We start from the raw sequence: 20,445 nt of genomic DNA on the forward strand, positions 1-20,445 counted from the left end.
CTATTGAGTAAAATCTAGTACTAATCATTTGGTATTATCAATTTTATTTATCTGTTTACTGACAAACAGGACGATTAATTTTTAAATCAGATACCGCTTTATTCATCTGTCTAATCATATCCTTAGGACTTTGTGCGATATAAACTTTGCCTCGAGTAGCATTAGCTACACAATCTATTTTATGTTCACCCGCTATATCAACGATATTTATCTTGAGTCGAGGTTTTTGAGCTGCAATATAATTAGCTAGAGTACAAATATTACTTCTTGTGCAGTTATCATCGCCATCACTAATTATAAGGATATAATCATCTCGTTTTACACCATCAAGCATTTTACTTGCTTTCTCTAATCCACTATAAAGTGGTGTACCTCCGCCACCAGCTGCACTTGGTGTTAATCGATTAATTTTACTTTTTAAAGCGCCTCTGCCGGAATAATTATAAAATGGTGTTGTATCTGCCGCTGAACAACTATTTAATGCCACTAATGCTATATTAATATTTTGTTGAATTTTATCGATACTAGTCAATGCTACTTTTTTACTGGTTGATAAACGAGTCGGTAGTCGAGACATCCTTTTTTCATACGCAATTCTTTCTGATGCAGGCATATAGCTAGGGTAGCCATGGGTTAAATAATTAAAATATTGCTGAACTTGTGAAGGAGGCTCTGCTAATGTTACCGTCATTGATAAAGAATTATCAAAGATCAACGCCATCTTGGATGGATTAGAGTTTTTTACCAATTCTTCCTTAGTAATACAATTTGGTGGATTTTTTACTTTTGGCGCTGGTTTAGGTTCTGATTTGCTAACCGACTCTGGTGTTGGGTCAGGTACAACTACAGGTTGTGGCTCTGAAACCTGTGGTTCTGGTTTTAATTCAGGTTTAGGTTTAATGACAAGTTCTGGTTGTTTTGCAAATTCAACGGTTAGTTCCGTTTTTTTCGGTTCAATTGGTTGTGTAATCGCTGGTTCGACGATTGGTTCCACCTTGCTAGTCTTTTTGAAAGGATTAAAAAAGAACCATATCAAACCTAAAATTAATAATAAAAGTAAAACTAAAATTAAGGTATACCACCATCGCCAAAAACTTTTTGGTGCGACAATTGGCGGTTCAGGTAATACAATTGGCTCAAAAGTATCAATAATAACTGGTTCATTATTAATTACATAAATTTGATTATTTGGATTTTTAATTCTTGATAACCATGAAGACACTAAAGCTTTTTGTTGATGATCTAAGGGAATTAATTTGACTGTAGTCTCAATATCATTGATTCGAGTATGTAAGGCGTCTTCAATTACTGCTTTTTGCGACGAGTCACTTATATCATTAAGCAATACAGGTTGGCCTTCAAGATCAGTATACCAGGCAATATATTGGTTGTTTTCTATTAATCTTGATGAAGCAAAAATTGAAAATGTTCTTGCGGTCAAATGAGGTTTAAGTATTGAAAGTAAAGAATTATACTGTTCCAGTAACTGCATCTTGTCTATGTTACTATGATCAAAAGCAATACGAGTTATTCTTTGCATCTCTCAACTTATTCCTTGTTACTTAAAAAGTCTTTATAAAAGTCTATTAGTTAGCTAAATATTTAATTTATAAATTGTCAATTAAATCAAAATTATTATATCTTATTTACAAATAGGTTTACTAATATTCATATCTGAAACGGCATTACTCATTTGTTTAATAAGCTCGGTTGGATTTTGAGCTATATAAACGTTACCACCAGTGCTTTTTGCTACACAATCTATTTTATGCTGTCCGGCAATATCAACAATATTAATTTTTAAACGAGGTTGCGCTGTGGCTATTTCATTAGCAAGAGTACATATATTACTTTTAGTACAATTATCCTCACCATCACTAATAATTAATATATAATCATCACGATTAATACCATCAAGCATTTTACTTGCCTGTTTAACACCACTATATAATGGCGTAGCACTATTATATTCTAATGGCTGCAACCGTTTAATTTTACTTTTTAATTTTTCTCTATCTTCATAAGGATAGAATGATGTAGTTTGCGCAGCCGGACAACTTGTTAACGTGACAAGAGAAATATCTATATTTTGCTGTATTTTATCAATACTGGTTAATGCTACTTCTTTACTACTTGATAAACGATTAGGTAATCTGGTCATTTTTCTTTCATAAGCTTCGGCTTCTTTTTCTGTCATCGAATAAAAATTACTTTTTAAATATTTATCGATACTTTCTTGTGATTCCATCAAGGTTAAAGTCATTGAGGCTGAATTATCAAATATTATCACCATTTTAGAAGCCGATATCTTATTAGTAGCTTCTTCTTTAGTTATACAATTCTTAACTTCTGTTACAGTTTCGTTTTTTGGTTCTAAAACATTAGTTTGTTTAACTACTGGGGTTGATTCAACTCTATTTTTCTCTGTATTTTGTGCCATTATTGATGGAGAATCTGATGCTTTTTCTTTGCCATAAGGACAAAAAAAGAACCAAATAAAACCAATCAATACAATTAAAAACAGTGCGAGTAATAAAAAATACCACCAACGCCAAAATGATTTTGATGTAGGTGGTATTGCTGTAGGTTCAGGTAAAATCGGAGCTTTAAATGAATTAACAATAACAGGTTCATCATTAATTACATAAATGGTATTTCCTGAGTTTTTTATTCTCGGTAACCATGCAGATATTAAAGCTTGTTCCTCTCTTGTCAATGACATTGATTTGATTACGAGTTCAAGGTCATTAATTCGTGTATTCAGCGTTTTTTCTATCTGTTTTTTATGTTCTTCATTTTCAATATCATTGAGTAAAATAGGTTGCCCTTCTAAATTACTATACCAACCAATATATTGATTATTATCAATTAACTTTGGCTGACCTAAAATTGAAAATGTTCGCTCAGTTAAATTATTCTTTAGCAATACTAACAAAGAATTATATTCTTTTAACAAAGAAATCTTATCAGATTCACCCTGATCAAATATAACTCTTGTTATACGTTGCATTGCTAAATTATTTACCTAAATTTAAAGCTTTTTGTAGCTGTTGAAGTTTTTTATTTAACTTATCTAATTCAACTTGTTTTTCAAGTTCAGATGAATTGGAATTGTTAACTTTCTTCAACTGTTGCTCAATATCATTAACTTGTGCTTGTAAATCATCACGATTTTTAGCATTTTGTTTTACTTCATTAGTTAATTGAGTCAATTCTTTTTTTAACTTTTGCAACTGTGCTTGCTTTTGTTTAACACTTGATGAAGTCGAATTTTTTTGTCTTTCAATCGTTGCATAAATTTCTCTGAATTGTGCATTAGCTCGTTTTTCATTCTCTAAAATTTGCTCTTTTTTATCAATACGAGCTTGATAGTTACCTGAATAATTGCAACTAATTTTATCCATAATACCTATGTTAGTATTAGTTGGGTCACATTGTTCTGGCGTTGTCGAACACCCAGTTATAAGTAACAATGGACTAAGTAAAAATAGAACAGATATCTTTTTCATAATTAGCTTACCCTTACAGCTGAACGTTGTTGAGTAACAAGATTAATTTGTTTTTCAAGTACCGCAATTTGTTTATGTAACTGATTAATTTCTTTATCAAGTTTTGACACATTTACACCCGATTGTCGTTCTTGTGATGAAATTGAAACCCAATCATTTTCAACTTTTTTCATGCGTGATAATTTATCTTTCAAATAAGCAATATTGGCGTCTATTTGAGTCAGATCTTTTTGGGCCTGTGTTTTAGTAACGGATTGAGAATTAATTTGTTTATTTAATGATTTTAATGTTGCCAAGTTTTTATCTAAAACAGCTTTTGCACTTTCAGTAACTGCTTGGACTTCATAAGTATTTTGCTGAACATCTTGAATATAAACATCAAGTCGCATTTCAGCATCAGCATATTCAGCTCGTTTATTATCAAGATAATAATTGGCCCCCATCATTACACCACAACCAACCGCCGCTGAGGCAAGACATGTGCCAGTTTTACCGCCCAATAATACACAACCAATACCACCGATACCAGCCCCTATAGCACAAGACTGCCATGCTGATTTACTAAAAAATTTGGCACTATTACTTTTGCTTAAAGCTGGATCAACATCTTTTGAACTTGCACCACCTGATGTTTGACAACCTGATAGAATCAAGGAGATACACAAAGTTATTGTTACTATTAATTTATTCATTATTACTTTCCTTTTATTTCATTACACGTTTCAAGCCAATTTGTTCGGTCGATCTTCCCTGATTCAATATATTTATTGATATGTTTGAAATAGAGTTTTAAGTAATCGCTCATATTAGCTTTACCACTATTTTCAAGTATAAATTGCGTAGGCTTAGATTGATTGTTAATGGTATCCTTCTCATAATTTGTTGCAGTATTTACAATAGTATCTGAATAATATTTTAGTATAAAATCACGTGCATTCTTAGATTCATCTAGGACATTTTTTAAATCATTTAGCTTCACTTTGGAACACATATTATCTTCATTCAATGTTTCTATTTCATTTGGATCACATACCTCATTAGTCATTATTTCGTATAAATTATTATTATATTCAAATTTAGCATTCAAATCGGAAACGTTAGCACATAAAAAAGCGCCCAATTGTAATGCTGATTGAATTGAGCGATCTCTCTGTTCATCACGAGCTTGATTAGCGCTACGTAAAAGAGCATTAAGTTGATTTAATTCTTTTTTAGTTTTTTCATCATCAACTTGCTTGGTAATTTTTTCTAACTCACTAACCACATTATCATCTTTTGAAAGACCCACTTGGTTACCCAGTTCATTCCATTCTTTATCCAGTTCTTTTACTAGCTCATTCGATTGCATAATTTCAGTTGTATAAACTAACCGAAATCCAACATCTTTGCTTCTATAAGCACTTTGAAGATCATAATAAGGTTTTTCTATTTTGAATGCAGTAGTTATCGATGCTTCTGGCGTTAAATAACTTCCTCCACGAACAGTAATACCTCCTTGCTGACCATGATAACGATCAAGTTTATTCATGCGAAATGAATCGAACATCATTTCATTCGCATTACCCAAAATGTCGTAAAGACCAAGCGGATTAGCATCTAACCGACCAATAAGTTGCAGTTTACCATTGGCTGATTTTGCACCAGAAAACCAAGCATAATTTTCTAAACTATTCACCATAGGAAATTTTGATTCACGGAATTCTGATTCGCTAACTTTAGAACCACCTCTTGCCGCATATTCCCATTCAGTATTAGTTGGTAGACGAACATACCCTTTGGGTAAGTCTTTTGATCTATTTTTTGCTTGTTCAATTAGCCAACGATTATATTTATCAGTAAAAGCTACAGCATCAAACCAACTGATATCAGTAATAGGAAAAGCAAGATTAGTTTTGGCTGTTGGGCAATTATCATTCATAACTGATTGATACTGAAGAGCGGTAATTTCATATTTACCAATAAGATAATATCTTTCTGCACCATCATCAGAAAAACTACCTGAGATATAATTAGGTGTTGCATACTCAGCGAAACCAAGTTCTTTTTGGTTATTACCTAAAACAATTTTAACATCATCCAATGGTTTACGTGTTGGTGTAAAAACTTTTCTCATCACCAAACTACCTTCACACGGCATAGGCAGAATAACATCATCATTGGCCGGTTTAGGATTATAAAATTTACTATCCCATGACTGAGCATATCCCATACTAGGAATAAAACCGAAAATAATCCCCAAAAAAATAGGCTTAAACTTACGCTTCACGTAGGCTTTCGGCTGGTTGAATACTGATAGCACCTCGTCCTCCTATCGCAACAACAACAAATGATATTAATAGTGTTGATATAAATGCGATAATGAAATGATAAAATTGTAATTGACTAACGATTGGTTGTGAAACTAAATTTTTACCTAAAACCAGATTAAATGCACAATTTCCTAATAAAAATAGCAAACATGATACGATAAAAGCTAAAAAGCTTAACGTCATTGCTTGTATCAGTAAATAGAACATAACTTGCTTAGACTTAAATCCTATAAGCCTCATAAAAGCAATATCTTTACGTTTTCGCTCGATATTAGATAAAAATGAGCCACTGAAAGATAATATACATCCAAAAATTGCGGTAATAGCAATCACACTAAAAATAAAACCTAAGACTCGATCAATAGCTTGCATATTTTCAATCGCATTAGCCTGAGTTCGCGTTTCTATATTTTTTTCACGCAATTTAAATGCTAAAGGAGCAACATTATCAAGCGAATTAGCATAAATTCGCGCTCTTGCAAATGAGTTAGGGTAGGAAGAATCAGTTAAACCTGTTCCGGTTAGAAAAATTTCACTTTGATAACCATCATAAAAATGTTCCATTTCAATTAAAAGATCTAAGCTTATAAAACCTGCTACGCGACTATAATATGCTTCAGGAATGATGCCTATAACCTCTAATTCAGTTCTTCCTTTTTCCAATTTACCATCTAGTTGTCTAGTAATAACCATTTTTATTCGGCTACCAATTGCTGCTTGCATTTTCTCGGCCGCCAAAGAACTCAATAGAATTTGATTTTTATGAGGAAGATAAGGCATATCTTGAGTTATTGGATCACCTTTAGCGGTCGGAATAACTTCAGCATTATTAACAAAATGACTTGAATCATTAAGCAAATCAGCTTGTGTATTCAAAGAACGAGTAAGAGGAATAACAAATGCCGTCTCAGGTTGCTTTGCAATCCAATCGAACATCTGTTGATCAAGTTGTAGATTACCAACAATTTTTATCTCTAAATTTTGTGGATCATTAAGTAATTGATGGCGTAGCTGAGCGACAACACCATACTTCAAACTAAATAATAGCAACAATGGTGTAATGACTGATATTATAGATGCGATAATACAAAATGATACTTTCTTATCATAACATAAATCGGCTAATGATAACCGAATAATAAATCGCCATTTTGAGGTTACATTATCCATCTTCTATACCTTACTTGATAACGGTAAAAATTCTGATGATTGTGTAGAAGTTAATTTTGCCGATAAAGTAAACAATCCTTTATTTTCAATTTTCTGCCAATCATGAGTGACAATCATAGCCGCAATATTATCTTGCTGGGCTTGCTCTATAATTAGATCAAATAATAAATTAGCATTATAAGGATCAAGTGCGGAAGTTGGTTCATCAGCTAACAGTAACGCAGGTCTATGAATAATCGAACGAATGAAAGATGCTCGTTGTCTTTCACCTATTGATAACTGTTTAGGATATTTATTCAACAAATGACCTATATTCAATTTATCAATTAAGTAATCAAATCTGGTTGGTTCAATATTTTTTTGTAATAACTTCGCTGATAATAAAATATTATCTTTAATATTTAAAAAAGGTAATAATCCACCCGTTTGTAACATAAATCCCAAATATTTTGCGCGTATAGTCGCTAATTCATTTACATCATTGCGTTGAATCACATCAGCAATATCGTAATTTTGATTATCAATTATAAGATGATAATGGCTAATTTCATCAGGTTGAAGAATCATACCAATCATTTCTAGTAAAGTACTTTTACCACAACCACTATCACCTTTAATGACAACAACTTGACCAGCTTTAACCGAAAGCTCTGGTAGGCAAACTTTAAAAAAAGATTTGCCTATCGGTCTGGAAATTACCAGATTATTAATAGTTAACATTTTTTATGGCAACATTTCTAATGGTACAGGATAGACATTTTCGCGCGGATCACTACCTTCAGATAATGAAATCCAACGATCAACATCAGCATTACATTTTTGATAATAACGAACTTTACTATTTAGATTACGGATAAACTTTTCTTGTTCAATTCCACTCATACTCTTCCATGTTTCTTGATCAAGACCGGTTACATCACTTTTATAAGGAATATTATCTAAATACTCGCCGAGTAAACCTAAATCAGCAATCTTAGTGACAGAATCTGATTTTAATTTATTTGGATCTTGTCCCATTGCCGCAGCAACCGAACGTAGTTGTGAAAACATATCATCAGCTGAAATTAATCCATCATTAGCTGCATTAGCAATCTTAGTCACAATATCACTCAAATCACTTAATTGTGATTTAGTTAACAAAATTCGTGGTTCCGCAGTTGGAATAGTCGGTTTAACAAAATCTTTATCAGCAATCCATGCTTTAAAAACAGTTGGCGCTTTAGTTCCTTTAGTATCGCCTAGATAAGCTAATTGCATCGCCTTACTCAATAGTAAAGCATCTTTTAACATATCGGCATCATCATCTTTAGCATTAAGCGCATTACCAACTGATGATTCCCCTTTATAAGCTAATTTAACTTGTTCTGATAAAGCTTGTGCTAATGAATCGACTTTCTTACCAAATTCATTAACATCGCCAGCATTAACGGGATAATACAATGATTTATGAATAAAATCGTTATAAGTCAAATCAGAATATTGGGCAGCGGCTACTTGATGATCCTTTTCACCACTTGGTGTTTTTAAATGTAAAGCATAAATTGCAACACCTTTATGCTGTGCTTCAAGTCGCAATTGGGCTGCATCCATACCAGTACTTGAAAGCTTATCATCACCAGGAATAGCACTTGCATCAGTAATCAAAATCATATATCGAGCACCAAAGCTATTCCAATTAATATCATTTAATGCTTGAGATACACCTGCATAAGAGTCCTCGGCAAAATAAGCGGTGGATACAGATGCTTGTTTGAGTGAAGCACTTAATTTTTTAAAATCATCTTTATTTTTTACTTTATTTGGATCTGCAAAAATTTTACTGACAAATTCTAATTTATCCGAGGCTTTTAAACTTGAGCGAAATGAAATCAAGCCAAATTTAACCTGATCTTGTAAATGTTCTTTTTCAATATGTTGATAAACTCTTTCCACGGCCTCTTTGGTTCTAGAAATATAAGGATCCATTGAAATAGTTGAATCGATAACAAACACAATAGCGGCCTTAAATGGAGCAACTTGATTAATACTATCATCAGAAGACTGATTGGTCGACTTGTTATTATTTTTAACAACTGTTTCTTGTTTACTAACCGAAGCAACCTCTAAAATTCTTTCATAAAAGCCTTGGCCATTCATTACTTCTTCCCCCTGTAAGATAGGTAATAAATAGAAATTACTTTTAAAATCAATAAATTCTTTAGGTTCTTGTGCCACTACTTGTGGTGCGGTTTTATTCTCTTTTAGTGCATCACGAATAGGTTTTATTAATGTTTCTGGTTTATCAGCATCAACAATTGTTGCTAAAGAGGTTTTATCTTTGAAAAATAATAAAGGATCACGTTCAACAGGATTAGTAAAAACTAAAGTCAGTTGCATATTCCAAGCAACAGCACAGGAATTATTAATCCAACCAACAGTTTTACCATATGAATCAGGCCCAACATTCAACCATTCTTGATTATTTTCATTTTTCCGTTCATACACATAATAACGCGAAAAGGCAGGTACTGATTGACCAGTAGCATCATTAATATTTTTTTTTAACTCACAAGTTGGTGTACTCAAGACTCGCTGATAAAGCGTTGTTTTACCGGCTTGCTTTAACGGTTCTAAAGCCGAACTAACCAAAGGTAAGCAAGTCAGGCTAAATCCGAAAATCAATATTGAAATTACTGTTTTTTTCATACCTGCACCTTAATTATTTTTGTAATTCAGCTAACCGTTCTTTAGCCAGCTCGTTATTTGGATCATTATTTAATGACGTTTCATACCAATAAATTGCCGTTTCTTTATCTGCCTTGAAGCACTGGTTATCTTGATAAAACTTCACATCGTATTCTTTCGCATAAAGTAAGGCCACTTTGGCATTCAATAAAGATTGATTGGCATATAACCGTTGTGCGATATTACATTTATTAGCTTGTTTAGCCTGATTTATGACATCAATTACTGCATCAGCATCTGGTTTACTCTGTAAACATTGTTGAATAAAAGATAAATCATCAGTTGTTGCATTAGCAATATTACATTGACTATTACTTTGAGTTAGAGAAGTTAAAGGATTTTTATCTTGAGAAAATAAAAAATACCATACTGCAAAGCCAATCCCAGCTAAAGTCAGTAGAATGACAAAAATGATAATAATCAACCCTAATTTACTTTTTGCTTTAGTGGGTTGTGAAGCTGACACCTCTTGTTGTGTTATCGTTGGTGTTGGCGTTACCTCTATTTCAGATTCCATTTCAGGTTCTACTATTACCTCATTTTCCATCCCAATTGTTTGTTCTTCGGTTTCAGGTTCTACAGGTTGAGAATCATCAGATTCAACAAGATTAGAAGCTACTTTATCCGACTCAAAGGTATTTTGTTTAGTCTCATCAGATATTGATAATTGGGTATTTAAAGCAGATGAAGGGAATACTGTTTCAGCAATATTTACCACTCCTCTATCAATATAGCTTTGATTTTGTTTATCACGAATTTCAGCAAGAAATCTAACACTATTTTCTTGAGATAACAAAGAATCAACTAGCCATTCATCAACGAGACCACTTAATTGCTCATTCTCGACAGACATGCTAGTTACAGTATGCCAATTTTTTTCTGGTCCCCATTGATTAAGACCGGACAAAAAATAACCATCTTGGTTGCGTTGAATAAGTATATCAATATCTGCACTACCACTCCATTTTTGCGCCAAAAACTTAGCAACACCCGGTTTATCGCCTTCTAATTCAATTCTTAATGCCATGATATCCTCTATTTCATCACTATGATTGTATTAATATTATTTTATGGATATTTCATATATGTAAGGTAGTTTTAAAAACCACCTTATTGTTATTAATAATTATTAAATTGTTGTTATTAAATATATTCACAATAATACTATTATATTTGTGATTCCTTAAAACAAGTTAAAATTTCACCAAGACGAGAGTTTTGTTCTTGGCTTATTTCACGACCAGCATGATGACCAACATTTTCTTGAGCAAGCGTCGCAAAGGCAATAAACCAATCAAATATAGCAAATTGAGAATAATTTTTGGTCTTATCATCAAGTACTGGCAATGGATGTGATAATTGACTTGAAAATTGAGTCAATGGCGATGAAAATATCGGCTTACCTTGATTAACTCGGCTATCAGGAATATCGTTTGTTTGCCCAGGAATAAAACCAAGCCATGCAATAAAGTCAGCCAATAACATATTAATAGAGCTAATCTGCCGAGACTCAAGCTCATCACGCTTACTGCCTACATTTTCATTAGCTAAAACTTTTTCAGTTAAGCTAGTTTCAAGTTTCAAACGGTTAGCACCAGTAATCAACTCTTCAACAATAAAAGAGAGTGCTTTCTGATCAATACTGAAAAATTGTAGAATATGTTTATCTAATACAATATTTCTTAAATGTTCTAGCCATGCAGTAAACACATTTTTAGCAAATTTTGATTCGCTTGCGATATTAGCAACTACCTGAGGTTGTAAAGGCGAATTTACTTCCGGAAAAAGTTCAAAATCGGTATTTAAGCCAAAATCATTTGAAGAATTATCGATTACGTCATCACCGCTAGTATTGCTGATATCATTATCCATATGGCTAGAATGATACAAAGCTCGAATAGTTTGATCCGGCAATTCTAAAACTTTAAGTAATTCACCTAATAATAATGCTTTTCCTTGTAGTTCTTTTACAACATTATTAATTATCTGTTTTTTCTTACCTAATTCTTCATCGCTACCAGCTTGATACCAAGTATCAAAACGTATATTGATAATATAATCAATTTGTTCATTAAGTTGTTCAACAATCCGCTGTTGTTTAACTTCAGTAATGGCGACTTGTTCTAAATACTGGCTAATTCGACCAATGCCACCATCATTTAATTGTAACATCGCATCCCACGCTTGATCAGGAGCGTTGACATACTCTTGAATATCCGGATTTTCAACAAATGTATTTTTCAACATTAACATTTCTTGTTGATAATTATCATTGTAGGATAATTCAACGTTTGCTTTAGCATCGACATTTAAAAATGGCACGTCAAATCCTGGTTTACGTACCAAGAATACATTGTTAAATTTACCATCATTTGACCAATTGGATAGCCAATCATAACTACCAAAACGTTCTAAAATGGTCTGCTGTAATAAGCCACCTTTACCCCAAGTATTTCTTAAATTGTCTTGGGACAGTGACAATGATGCGCCAATACGCTTATCAAACATTGTTATAGCCCATAGCAATCCGGCTTTCTTTGTTGCTCTTTTCTCAGCTGTTTCGCCTTGGGTTTTATCAATCCATCTTTCTAATACTGGACCAACATCATTAACATCTGATTGTTTATCCGATGGAGTACAAACCACCAAAACATTCATCTCTTGGCTATCAGTGTATTTCTCAAAAAGATAAGCAACTTTACCACGTAATAAAAGTTGAGCGATAGGATTACCCTCTTTGACATCAGAAATAGAAATTAAATTTAATCGACCTCGATATCCTGGAAAATCAAGCAGATCGACATTCTCAAAAGTAGGTACACGAGTTTTATTCACTAATGGGAAGATTAATTCTGCTGTTAAAAAGGCTAATTGCGCTAATGATATTGAAGTTGGCACTCCATTAAATGGCGTAACGGTTACCGATGAATCATTTTCAGTATTTAACCTTTCAAGCATATCAACATTCATGATGCTATCAATCTGCGACTTGGTACCATCACCATTGTCCTTGACTAACACGTTAAGGGGCGCATAAACGGTATTTACATGATTTAAGCTTGATAAGGTTGTTGCCAATTGAATATAAATTGCCGTAAGTTCACTGATACCACCCCATAACACAGAAAATAAAGTACCACGGTCGGTAATTGAAAGATAAGGTAGCAATGACATGGCTTTTTCCCAATAACCACCTTTCAATCCTTCAAGTGAATTGCCAAAATTTTCAGATAAATAATCATACAAATCAACGATATCATCTTCAGTTATACCGCCGGTATAATCGACTTGCTTTTTACTTTCGATACGTTGAATAAGTTGATTTAGCTCAGAAAACTCAACTTTATTGATAACTTTTTGCTGATCAAAATCTTTAAAATAGGCGTTAATCAGGATTTTAACAATTTCTATTTCTTGAAATAGTTTTAGCTCTAGTGGATAGTTGGCAATACCACCTTTAGCAGTACGACTAAATCTAGTAACAAGACCAGTTGCCTCTTTACCCCCGCCGACAGGATTGACGTGATCAATAAAATCTAAGATTTCATTATCAACCACTGTTTCAAGTTTTCCATTTTCACCTGCAGCTAATGCTGAAATAAGGTAAGATTTACCTGCTTGTGACAAACCAAAAAAACCGACCGCAACTGACTTAGTCGACACATCACCTAAACGTTTAGCACTATTACGTAATCGGCGTAGATCAAGAATTAAATTATCAGCTTCATTATGCAAACGCTTTGATGAGTCTCGGGTTTGATTGACCCATTCAATTGCCTGTGCTGATGCTTGATAAATCTGCTCCCAAGATTTAGGAAGTTGTTCGTTTAAATTTTTCATCGTTTTATCATTCCACTATCAAGCCAATATTGTGTGCTAATTAAGCCAGAATTTACCATTGTATTCAGACTAAGCTTTATATCCTTGGTTTTACTGCAAGCACGTCCATCTGAAGCTTTAACATCTTTAATATAGAAATTCTCAACTGTTTTTTGTCGATTTTTTATTCCTAATGTTACTTCTAAAACAACCCCTTCAGCACTCAATCTTTTAGCTACATCACTATTTTCGATCGTTAAAATATAAATTGGTGAAGCAGGCCAACGGTCAATTTCTAACTGTTTAAAACCAAGTCTTGTCGTGCCTCGAATTTCAAAAGAGACTTCAGGAAAATCATAATCAGGATTATCTAAATCGATATCTTGATAATAGATATTTTCTTTTTTTATCATATTTAGATTATCTAATAGACCAATGTATTTAACTGTTGAGTACAACTCCATATTTGCTGATCTAAAATAAAAATTCGCTAATCTTAGATTTTTACTTAAGAAACATAACATAGCACCAACTGCAGCGGTTGTTTTAGGATCATCAATGCGCTCTTGTTTATGGAAAGGATACCAACCACCAGTATAATAACCATGTAGCGGCAAAACACGTCCTGCAGGGATAGATAAACGAGAACGGAAGTAACTTTGTACACCAGGTAAACGAGATGGTCGTCCGGTCAATAACAGCACATCACATTGGTAACAGCTAATAATTTCAGATAAAGCATCGAACGTTTTACAAATATTATAATAATCACCACGAATAAATAAGTGATGAATACGTTTAAGATTTATTTCAACATTTAAATCAAGAACGGAAAATTCAGGATTATTTAGAGTTCGGCGAACTGGTTCATTAATAAAATTCAGAACATTATCTGTCATCACATTATTTTGTAATAACTCACCAAAAGTCATATTATAAACATGTTTTTCAGCATGTAATGGTTCATAAAGCTCATAAAGTTTTAATACTTGTAATCCGACAGGTGTAAATAACTGTAAAGTTAATTGTTGTCGTAGTACTGCGTCTTGAATTGATACCTGTTGTGAACCAATAATTGTCGATAAAATCGGATTAGGATCAACAAGTCCAACCTGTTTTAATCCATTAGTTAATGAAGTCAAAACAGTATCTTGGATGATATCAAGCAAAATATCATCACCTGCAACTTTAAATCCATCACGAAAACGTTGAGTTGGAACAAGATAAGCATTACTACTATTAAGTTGTTTATTGGCACCATAATCAAGTTCGTAATCATTGATGACCAAATCTGTTGTTCCACCTCCAATATCAACAGTGGCAATTGTTAGTTTCTGTTTATTGGTTTTGTCTGGTCGTACCATTGAAGCAATAAATTCTTCTGAACGGCCATTATAATTGTTCTGCGTTTCGTTAAAGAGATAAACAACTTGTCCGCAGGTTGCTTCATCCCATTGAATATAAACTTCAGGAATATTTGGCCAGATACTTTTTAATTGTTCAGGATTACTAAAATCAATATTATCATCAGAATTATCCCAACCTAAGCTTTTCCAAACTAAGCCAATAGCTTGATAAACACAGCTTTTGAATATCGCTTGTTCTGGTTTAGGCATTGCCGGTGGAATGGTAAGAATAATAGAACGCAAATTACGTGGTGTTCTTGCGTGTTCAAGCTTATTACGCTGAGCGACACTATTGATTTGCATTAGAGCATGCATCAATACTTCACATAGCATAAATGTCATTAATGAACTACGTGAATATTTTGGGTGAAAAACGGGCATTTTTCGGTCAAACTCTTCCTCAATTTCATTACTGAGGATATGCAGAGCTTCACCATACTCGTTGATTAGACTAGAAAACGGCTCTGCGGTTGCAAATGGTTCATGATCACTTTTGACATAATGTGAATTAAAGCGCCAGCCTTGCTCATACTTTTCTTGATCCCATAAATAACGTTTCGGGCTTGAAAGTCCGGTTGCCCCTTCATTTCCTTCGCGGCGACTAGCTAGACGGCTCGCTTCTTTTCCGACCCGAACAATACTTGGCCAGCGGAATGTATCTCGTCTTCCACTTTGAAGCGAAAAATGTTCTTTACCAAAAAAAGTTTGTGCAAATTCTACTCGACTCTCAAATGGTTCATTATAAATATGTTCGGGCTGAGTTAAATCCCGAATTTCAAGCTCATAACGACGATTTAAACTATCTTTATCTTGAACGTGATCTTCAATTAATATGCCACAAGTTCTTGAATTACCAACATCTAAAATCATATCAACAGGAATTGATTTAATCACATCATCTCGATTATTTGAAACAATTTTAATTTTTGGTAACTGTAATGAATCAGCTAACAAATTGAGAATATTTAAATAATGTCCATAATAAGCTTTATTAGCTATTTCTAAATTAATATCATCTTTATGTACTTTTAAACGTTCAGCTTGAGGGGCTAATTCTTGAAATAAATCAATTAACCAACTGGTTATCCATTTTTGCTCTAAATACCATGAGACTTGATCTGAACGATGAGCTAAACTAAATACTGCTCCAGTTTTCACATCATTTTCCGTTGGTGCCAAATAAGCAACATCCTGCATATTGGTAAAAATTTTTGTATCAAAGGCAAAGGTAATACGATGAGTATTGCCATCTGGGTCTTCACCTTCTGGAATATTAACAATTCGCACTCGACTCCAGTTATGAGGTCCTTTATCAAAACGCTCTGGTGGAATAGATCTTAAAATTGGAATAGGCAACCAAATACCATCATATAGTTTTAAGGATTGCTCAACACTAATCTCTTGAGTAGGTGTGACAGCAAAAGAGAGATTATCTGGTGCAAAAAATTTACCATTATCGATATCTTCAATTAATCTAACTAACGCTCCACTTTCTGATGGATCAATAAAACAACCATTAACTTTACTGCGCCATTGATTATCTTTCCAATCTATTTTCAATGCAAAATCAAGAAATTGAATTCCACTATTCATGATCAGTGTAACTTCTTGACCATAGTTGCGTATTTCTGGAAGCATATACAATCCTATTGTTTTTTCATCGTAATTGGGAACGAAGTCCCGTTATCATAAATTCCCTGACAATCAGCTTGATTGTCTTTACCTGATTTACACTGAATTTTAGGTAATTGATATTTAGTATTATCACTGCAAATGGCTTCAGAATTGCCAGTAATATTTAAATTAGAATTCTGGATCCCAGTACCCACGTTACCAACACATTTAACACCATCACTGCGAGTAACCGTTACTTCACCATTGCCTTGATTAAAATTATAACTTAACTGCAATGGCTTACCTGTTGCTTTATCTTGAATACCAGCACCAACTGACCATTGACCATTTAAGAAATTCGTTGATCCCTGTTTTAACACGTCAGCAGGTAAGGCTAAATTATTTGCTTGGCTAGCATTTACATTAGGTTGATTACCTTGATCAGAATTACTATTCGTTACGTCAGATTTACTATCTAAATTAGGTGTTGGAGGTACTTGTCCATTTTGATTATCTTTTTTATCATCAGATGGATTTGTATTACTGCCTTTATCATCTTTATCAACCTGATTTCCCTGTTCACCTTGCTCTCCATTATTTCCTTTATCATCAGGTGAAGACGTAGGTTGTGGTTGATCTGTAACACCATCTGGATTTACATTATTAGCCATTCCTTGATCTGGTGCGGTAGCTGCCGAATTATCTACTACAGCTGGATCTGTAGCAATACCATTAACAGGTAGTGCGTTAGGATCTACTGCAACTTTTCCATTTGGTACTACGCCATTAACGATAGTAACAGGTTTATTATTAACCTCTTTGATTTCTGGCTCAGGCTCTTTTTTCTCTTGTTTGTCCTCTTTATCATTTACAACTGTTGGCTCAGGAATATCAACTTTACCATCTAATGATATTTTGGGATCGATAGATATACTTGGGTTCCAGCTACAACCTTTTAACCAAAAAATTGCTAATAATAGTAGTAATAACAAAGGTAATAATCCTAACAACCATATCCACCAGCGCTTCCACCAAGGTTTTTTAACAATAACAGGGGCTTGTACTGGAGCAGTGGCTGCAACCTTTGGAGCAGCTTTTCGAAATGCTTCTAAACAGTAGAAAGGTGAAGTTGCTTGTGGCGTCTGAGGGTTAACAAATCCCCAAAAAGTGATAACAGGTTTACCATTAACAATATAAACAAATTGATTGCTAGGGAAACGTATCGCCATCAAATTCGGTTCAAGACTATTTTCGTTTTGTTTTGGATCGTAAATCAATCGACTAAAAAGTAATTGATCGCCTTCTAGATTAGGATTACTAGCTAATTTTTGGCCTAACTCAATAACTTTACTTTCGAATTCTTTCAGTAAGCCTAATGCAGACTTTTGTTCATCTTCACTAGCTGAAGTCCACGGGATAATATCATATTGACCATCAGGTTGTTCTGAGTCGAAGGGAATGTACCAATCAACAATATTACCTTGATCATTACGTTGAGGTATCGCTAAACAATCAGAGTATTGGCGACCTAATTTAACTCGAAACATTTCACGAATTTGCGAAGCGACAAGATAAGCAGCTTTACCGTCATGTCCGAGCATTTTAAAATCTTTAATATCGCCACTGCGCAATAATGTATTTGCCATATATCCTGATATTCCTTTATTTTAATTATATTTTTTATAATTATTATTTGTATTAAATCAATTCTATCAAAAAAACTAGGTTATTGTCATTGTCAATCAAATAGATATAATATTTTTAGTTATTTTTAATAAGATAAAGATAACTTAATTAGCTATGTTTAATTAAATAACAAAACTCACCATCTGTCATTGATAAATTGAATAATCAATTTGGCAAATTATGCTTAAAAAACCCCTTTCCTCAACTTTTTTTGTAAAGTTGTTTAATAAATTCTTCATCAGTTAATACTCGCAAAGGCTGCATATCACTTTCTCCCTTGATGACTAAAGAGTGATCAGAGCGTAAACAAGCACCTCCATAATGGCCACCAACGGTAAATGTACAAATTTGTAAATAACGATCATCAACTTTAGGTAAACACCATAGCTCTTGATAAATGTTTTCTTGTTTAGCAAATCGGCCAACCGTTTTATCCAATATTTGCTCATGACAACCAACTAACTCTATATCGCTACCTCTACGCCCAGCAATCGGTTTAATTGCGTAACCTTTTTTAATTAAATTGTCATTGAGTTCAAATGAAGATTCAAGTAAATAGCGGTGGTTAGGAAATAATGACCATAGCACTGGCAAAATAGCTTTATTACTTGGAATCACCGTCCATAAAGGCTCAAAAACCGATACCTCAGGTCTAAGTAATACATCTATTAATCTAACCGAATTTTCCGGATGCCATGTTCTAATTGGTAACCCAGCCACTTGAGCTTCACTTTCTTGGCGAAGTTGTTCAAGTACAGTTTCCCATGCCCAAGTCTTCCATACACAGGTGACCTGGCGTTGCTCATCATCTACTAATCGTCCTCGTTTATCCCAACTGAGTCCCGATAGTCCGCGTAAAATTTTGCTTTCAAATCCGGCTTGAGTTAGTGCTTTTTGCATAAATAATGCATGATAGTTTTCTTCACTATCATTATCTTGCATGATATGTACAAACGCTTTTGCATCACTATGTTTCCAACAGTCGGCTAATGCATTAAGTAAACCCGCACTAGGATTAACACCAGCATTTAATTCGGCTTGTATTGCCCAACTTTGCAAAATTTGCCCTGCTTCGGTATGGCATGAGGCTGAATCAGCATTATATTCATAAACTTTAAAGCCCCTTTCATCCATACAAAAATCTAACCGTCCGGTGATCATCTGATAACGGCGTTGTTGCCATGATAATCTAAGCCGTGGCCAAAGAATTTCAGGAATATTGAAATTACACAATAAATTATCATTTTTTAAAACTTTATCGGTAGCATGCAAATACATCAAATGAAGTTCGTTTGTTGCACGAATAAGCTCCAGCTCAGCGCTTTCCGAAATAGAAAAATAATGATACTGATCATCATGGCTGATGGCGTGTCCAGTTGCTGACACATAGGCACTTTCTAATGTATCACTTTCGTTCAACCATTTCTTATCAAATTGACCATGATTTTCGATATGGACACTATGAATATCAAGTAAATGCTTAGCAACATTCGGTTGTGGTAAGCTATGAAGAGTATTCTCAGTTTGAATCATCCAGCCTAAAATTTTGGTATCATCGAAAGTATCGTGTAAATAGTAGCCATCATTGGATACCGTCATTTTTAATTCTCGAGTCCATTGTTGACCAATGGGGAGCCGAGTATGGACAACATTTTGTTCGGCAATTCTAATTTTATTATCAAAAACTTCAGTAATAATCGCTACATGGCCTGTCCTATCGAACATACCGCCATCATCCCATATTAACAATGCTCCCGCTTCTGGCATTTTTTTGCTACCATTAGCAAATGCTTGCAATGGTAAAATGGCTTCATTAATCACTTGACGAAGAAATCTTAATGAAAATATTTCATGTGCCATACCGACATCGGTAAAGACTATCCCATAATTTAGAAATAAAAATCTTCTAGCAAATTCGACACATTGCCACTTATAACCCATATACTCATGACCTGAATAACTTCGAAATGATGCATCATTAGGGTATTGTTCAGGATCCAATGTTTCATAATCAGAAGAGTAAATAGCAACACCACCCGGCGCATAGCCAAGTAATGTACCAAAAGGTTCTTTGTTAGCTGATTGGGATAACATGTTATTTTAGCCTTTTAAAATAATAGTAAGGTAGGTTTTACTAAGCTATGTTAGAATTTGACTATCATAGATCAAATTATAGGCTTTAAAAAGTAATGTTTATTATTCTGAACT

The 20,445-nt window shown here is 33.8% G+C and carries 13 protein-coding genes; all 13 read right to left on the bottom strand.

Translation table 11 applies throughout. The annotated features are described in order from the left end of the window. Positions 1-55: 55 nt before the first annotated feature. Positions 56-1,540 carry a VWA domain-containing protein gene (locus H3T80_RS10430; protein WP_110447013.1) on the bottom strand — a complete coding sequence of 495 codons (1,485 nt, stop codon included), beginning with the start codon at positions 1,538-1,540 and terminating at the stop codon, positions 56-58. A 102-nt stretch (positions 1,541-1,642) separates the two neighbouring features. Further along, the gene (locus tag H3T80_RS10435; RefSeq protein WP_198201639.1) at positions 1,643-3,010 is read right to left on the bottom strand and encodes a VWA domain-containing protein; all 1,368 of its coding nucleotides are present in this window, start codon (positions 3,008-3,010) and stop codon (positions 1,643-1,645) included. A 7-nt stretch (positions 3,011-3,017) separates the two neighbouring features. Further along, positions 3,018-3,509 (bottom strand): hypothetical protein, encoded by a 492-nt coding sequence (locus H3T80_RS10440; protein WP_198201640.1) that lies wholly within the window; start codon positions 3,507-3,509, stop codon positions 3,018-3,020. A 2-nt stretch (positions 3,510-3,511) separates the two neighbouring features. Next, positions 3,512-4,201 carry a hypothetical protein gene (locus tag H3T80_RS10445; protein WP_198201641.1) on the bottom strand — a complete coding sequence of 230 codons (690 nt, stop codon included), beginning with the start codon at positions 4,199-4,201 and terminating at the stop codon, positions 3,512-3,514. Positions 4,202-4,203: 2 nt separating this feature from the next. Next, positions 4,204-5,808: an SUMF1/EgtB/PvdO family nonheme iron enzyme gene (locus H3T80_RS10450; RefSeq protein WP_198201642.1), complete on the bottom strand. Its 1,605-nt coding sequence runs from the start codon at positions 5,806-5,808 to the stop codon at positions 4,204-4,206. Further along, positions 5,765-6,988, bottom strand: a complete 1,224-nt coding sequence (locus H3T80_RS10455; RefSeq protein ID WP_198201643.1) for an ABC transporter permease — start codon at positions 6,986-6,988, stop codon at positions 5,765-5,767. Before H3T80_RS10455 ends, H3T80_RS10450 begins: the two co-directional genes overlap by 44 nt. 3 nt (positions 6,989-6,991) lie before the next feature. Beyond that, the gene (locus H3T80_RS10460; RefSeq protein ID WP_198201644.1) at positions 6,992-7,708 is read right to left on the bottom strand and encodes an ABC transporter ATP-binding protein; all 717 of its coding nucleotides are present in this window, start codon (positions 7,706-7,708) and stop codon (positions 6,992-6,994) included. A gap of 3 nt (positions 7,709-7,711) precedes the next feature. Continuing rightward, positions 7,712-9,673: a vWA domain-containing protein gene (locus tag H3T80_RS10465; RefSeq protein WP_198201645.1), complete on the bottom strand. Its 1,962-nt coding sequence runs from the start codon at positions 9,671-9,673 to the stop codon at positions 7,712-7,714. Between the two features lie 13 nt (positions 9,674-9,686). Beyond that, a complete protein-coding gene (locus H3T80_RS10470; protein ID WP_198201646.1) occupies positions 9,687-10,739 on the bottom strand; it encodes a hypothetical protein in 1,053 nt (350 codons plus the stop codon). A gap of 140 nt (positions 10,740-10,879) precedes the next feature. After that, the gene (locus H3T80_RS10475) at positions 10,880-13,552 is read right to left on the bottom strand and encodes a putative virulence factor (RefSeq protein WP_198201647.1); all 2,673 of its coding nucleotides are present in this window, start codon (positions 13,550-13,552) and stop codon (positions 10,880-10,882) included. Then, complete coding sequence (locus H3T80_RS10480; RefSeq protein ID WP_198201648.1) at positions 13,549-16,575, bottom strand: virulence factor SrfB; 3,027 nt, start codon at positions 16,573-16,575, stop codon at positions 13,549-13,551. The genes H3T80_RS10475 and H3T80_RS10480 overlap by 4 nt, the downstream gene beginning before the upstream one ends. 8 nt (positions 16,576-16,583) lie before the next feature. Next, a complete protein-coding gene (locus H3T80_RS10485) occupies positions 16,584-18,197 on the bottom strand; it encodes an SrfA family protein (protein ID WP_198201649.1) in 1,614 nt (537 codons plus the stop codon). A gap of 241 nt (positions 18,198-18,438) precedes the next feature. After that, on the bottom strand, positions 18,439-20,331 hold the full coding sequence (gene gss / locus H3T80_RS10490; RefSeq protein ID WP_198201650.1) for a bifunctional glutathionylspermidine amidase/synthase: 1,893 nt from the start codon (positions 20,329-20,331) through the stop codon (positions 18,439-18,441). Positions 20,332-20,445: the final 114 nt, after the last annotated feature.

This window comes from Gilliamella sp. W8145, assembly GCF_016101145.1.
Lineage (GTDB): Bacteria > Pseudomonadota > Gammaproteobacteria > Enterobacterales > Orbaceae > Gilliamella > Gilliamella apis_A.

Bases quoted from the DNA above. Each gene is read 5' to 3' on its own strand.
- H3T80_RS10475 (WP_198201647.1), bottom strand. From the start codon at position 13,552: ATGAAAAATTTAAACGAACAACTTCCTAAATCTTGGGAGCAGATTTAT.
- H3T80_RS10480 (WP_198201648.1), bottom strand. From the start codon at position 16,575: ATGCTTCCAGAAATACGCAACTATGGTCAAGAAGTTACACTGATCATG.
- H3T80_RS10460 (WP_198201644.1), bottom strand. From the start codon at position 7,708: ATGTTAACTATTAATAATCTGGTAATTTCCAGACCGATAGGCAAATCT.
- H3T80_RS10430 (WP_110447013.1), bottom strand. From the start codon at position 1,540: ATGCAAAGAATAACTCGTATTGCTTTTGATCATAGTAACATAGACAAG.
- H3T80_RS10445 (WP_198201641.1), bottom strand. From the start codon at position 4,201: ATGAATAAATTAATAGTAACAATAACTTTGTGTATCTCCTTGATTCTA.
- H3T80_RS10465 (WP_198201645.1), bottom strand. From the start codon at position 9,673: ATGAAAAAAACAGTAATTTCAATATTGATTTTCGGATTTAGCCTGACT.
- gss (WP_198201650.1), bottom strand. From the start codon at position 20,331: ATGTTATCCCAATCAGCTAACAAAGAACCTTTTGGTACATTACTTGGC.
- H3T80_RS10440 (WP_198201640.1), bottom strand. From the start codon at position 3,509: ATGAAAAAGATATCTGTTCTATTTTTACTTAGTCCATTGTTACTTATA.
- H3T80_RS10470 (WP_198201646.1), bottom strand. From the start codon at position 10,739: ATGGCATTAAGAATTGAATTAGAAGGCGATAAACCGGGTGTTGCTAAG.
- H3T80_RS10485 (WP_198201649.1), bottom strand. From the start codon at position 18,197: ATGGCAAATACATTATTGCGCAGTGGCGATATTAAAGATTTTAAAATG.
- H3T80_RS10435 (WP_198201639.1), bottom strand. From the start codon at position 3,010: ATGCAACGTATAACAAGAGTTATATTTGATCAGGGTGAATCTGATAAG.
- H3T80_RS10455 (WP_198201643.1), bottom strand. From the start codon at position 6,988: ATGGATAATGTAACCTCAAAATGGCGATTTATTATTCGGTTATCATTA.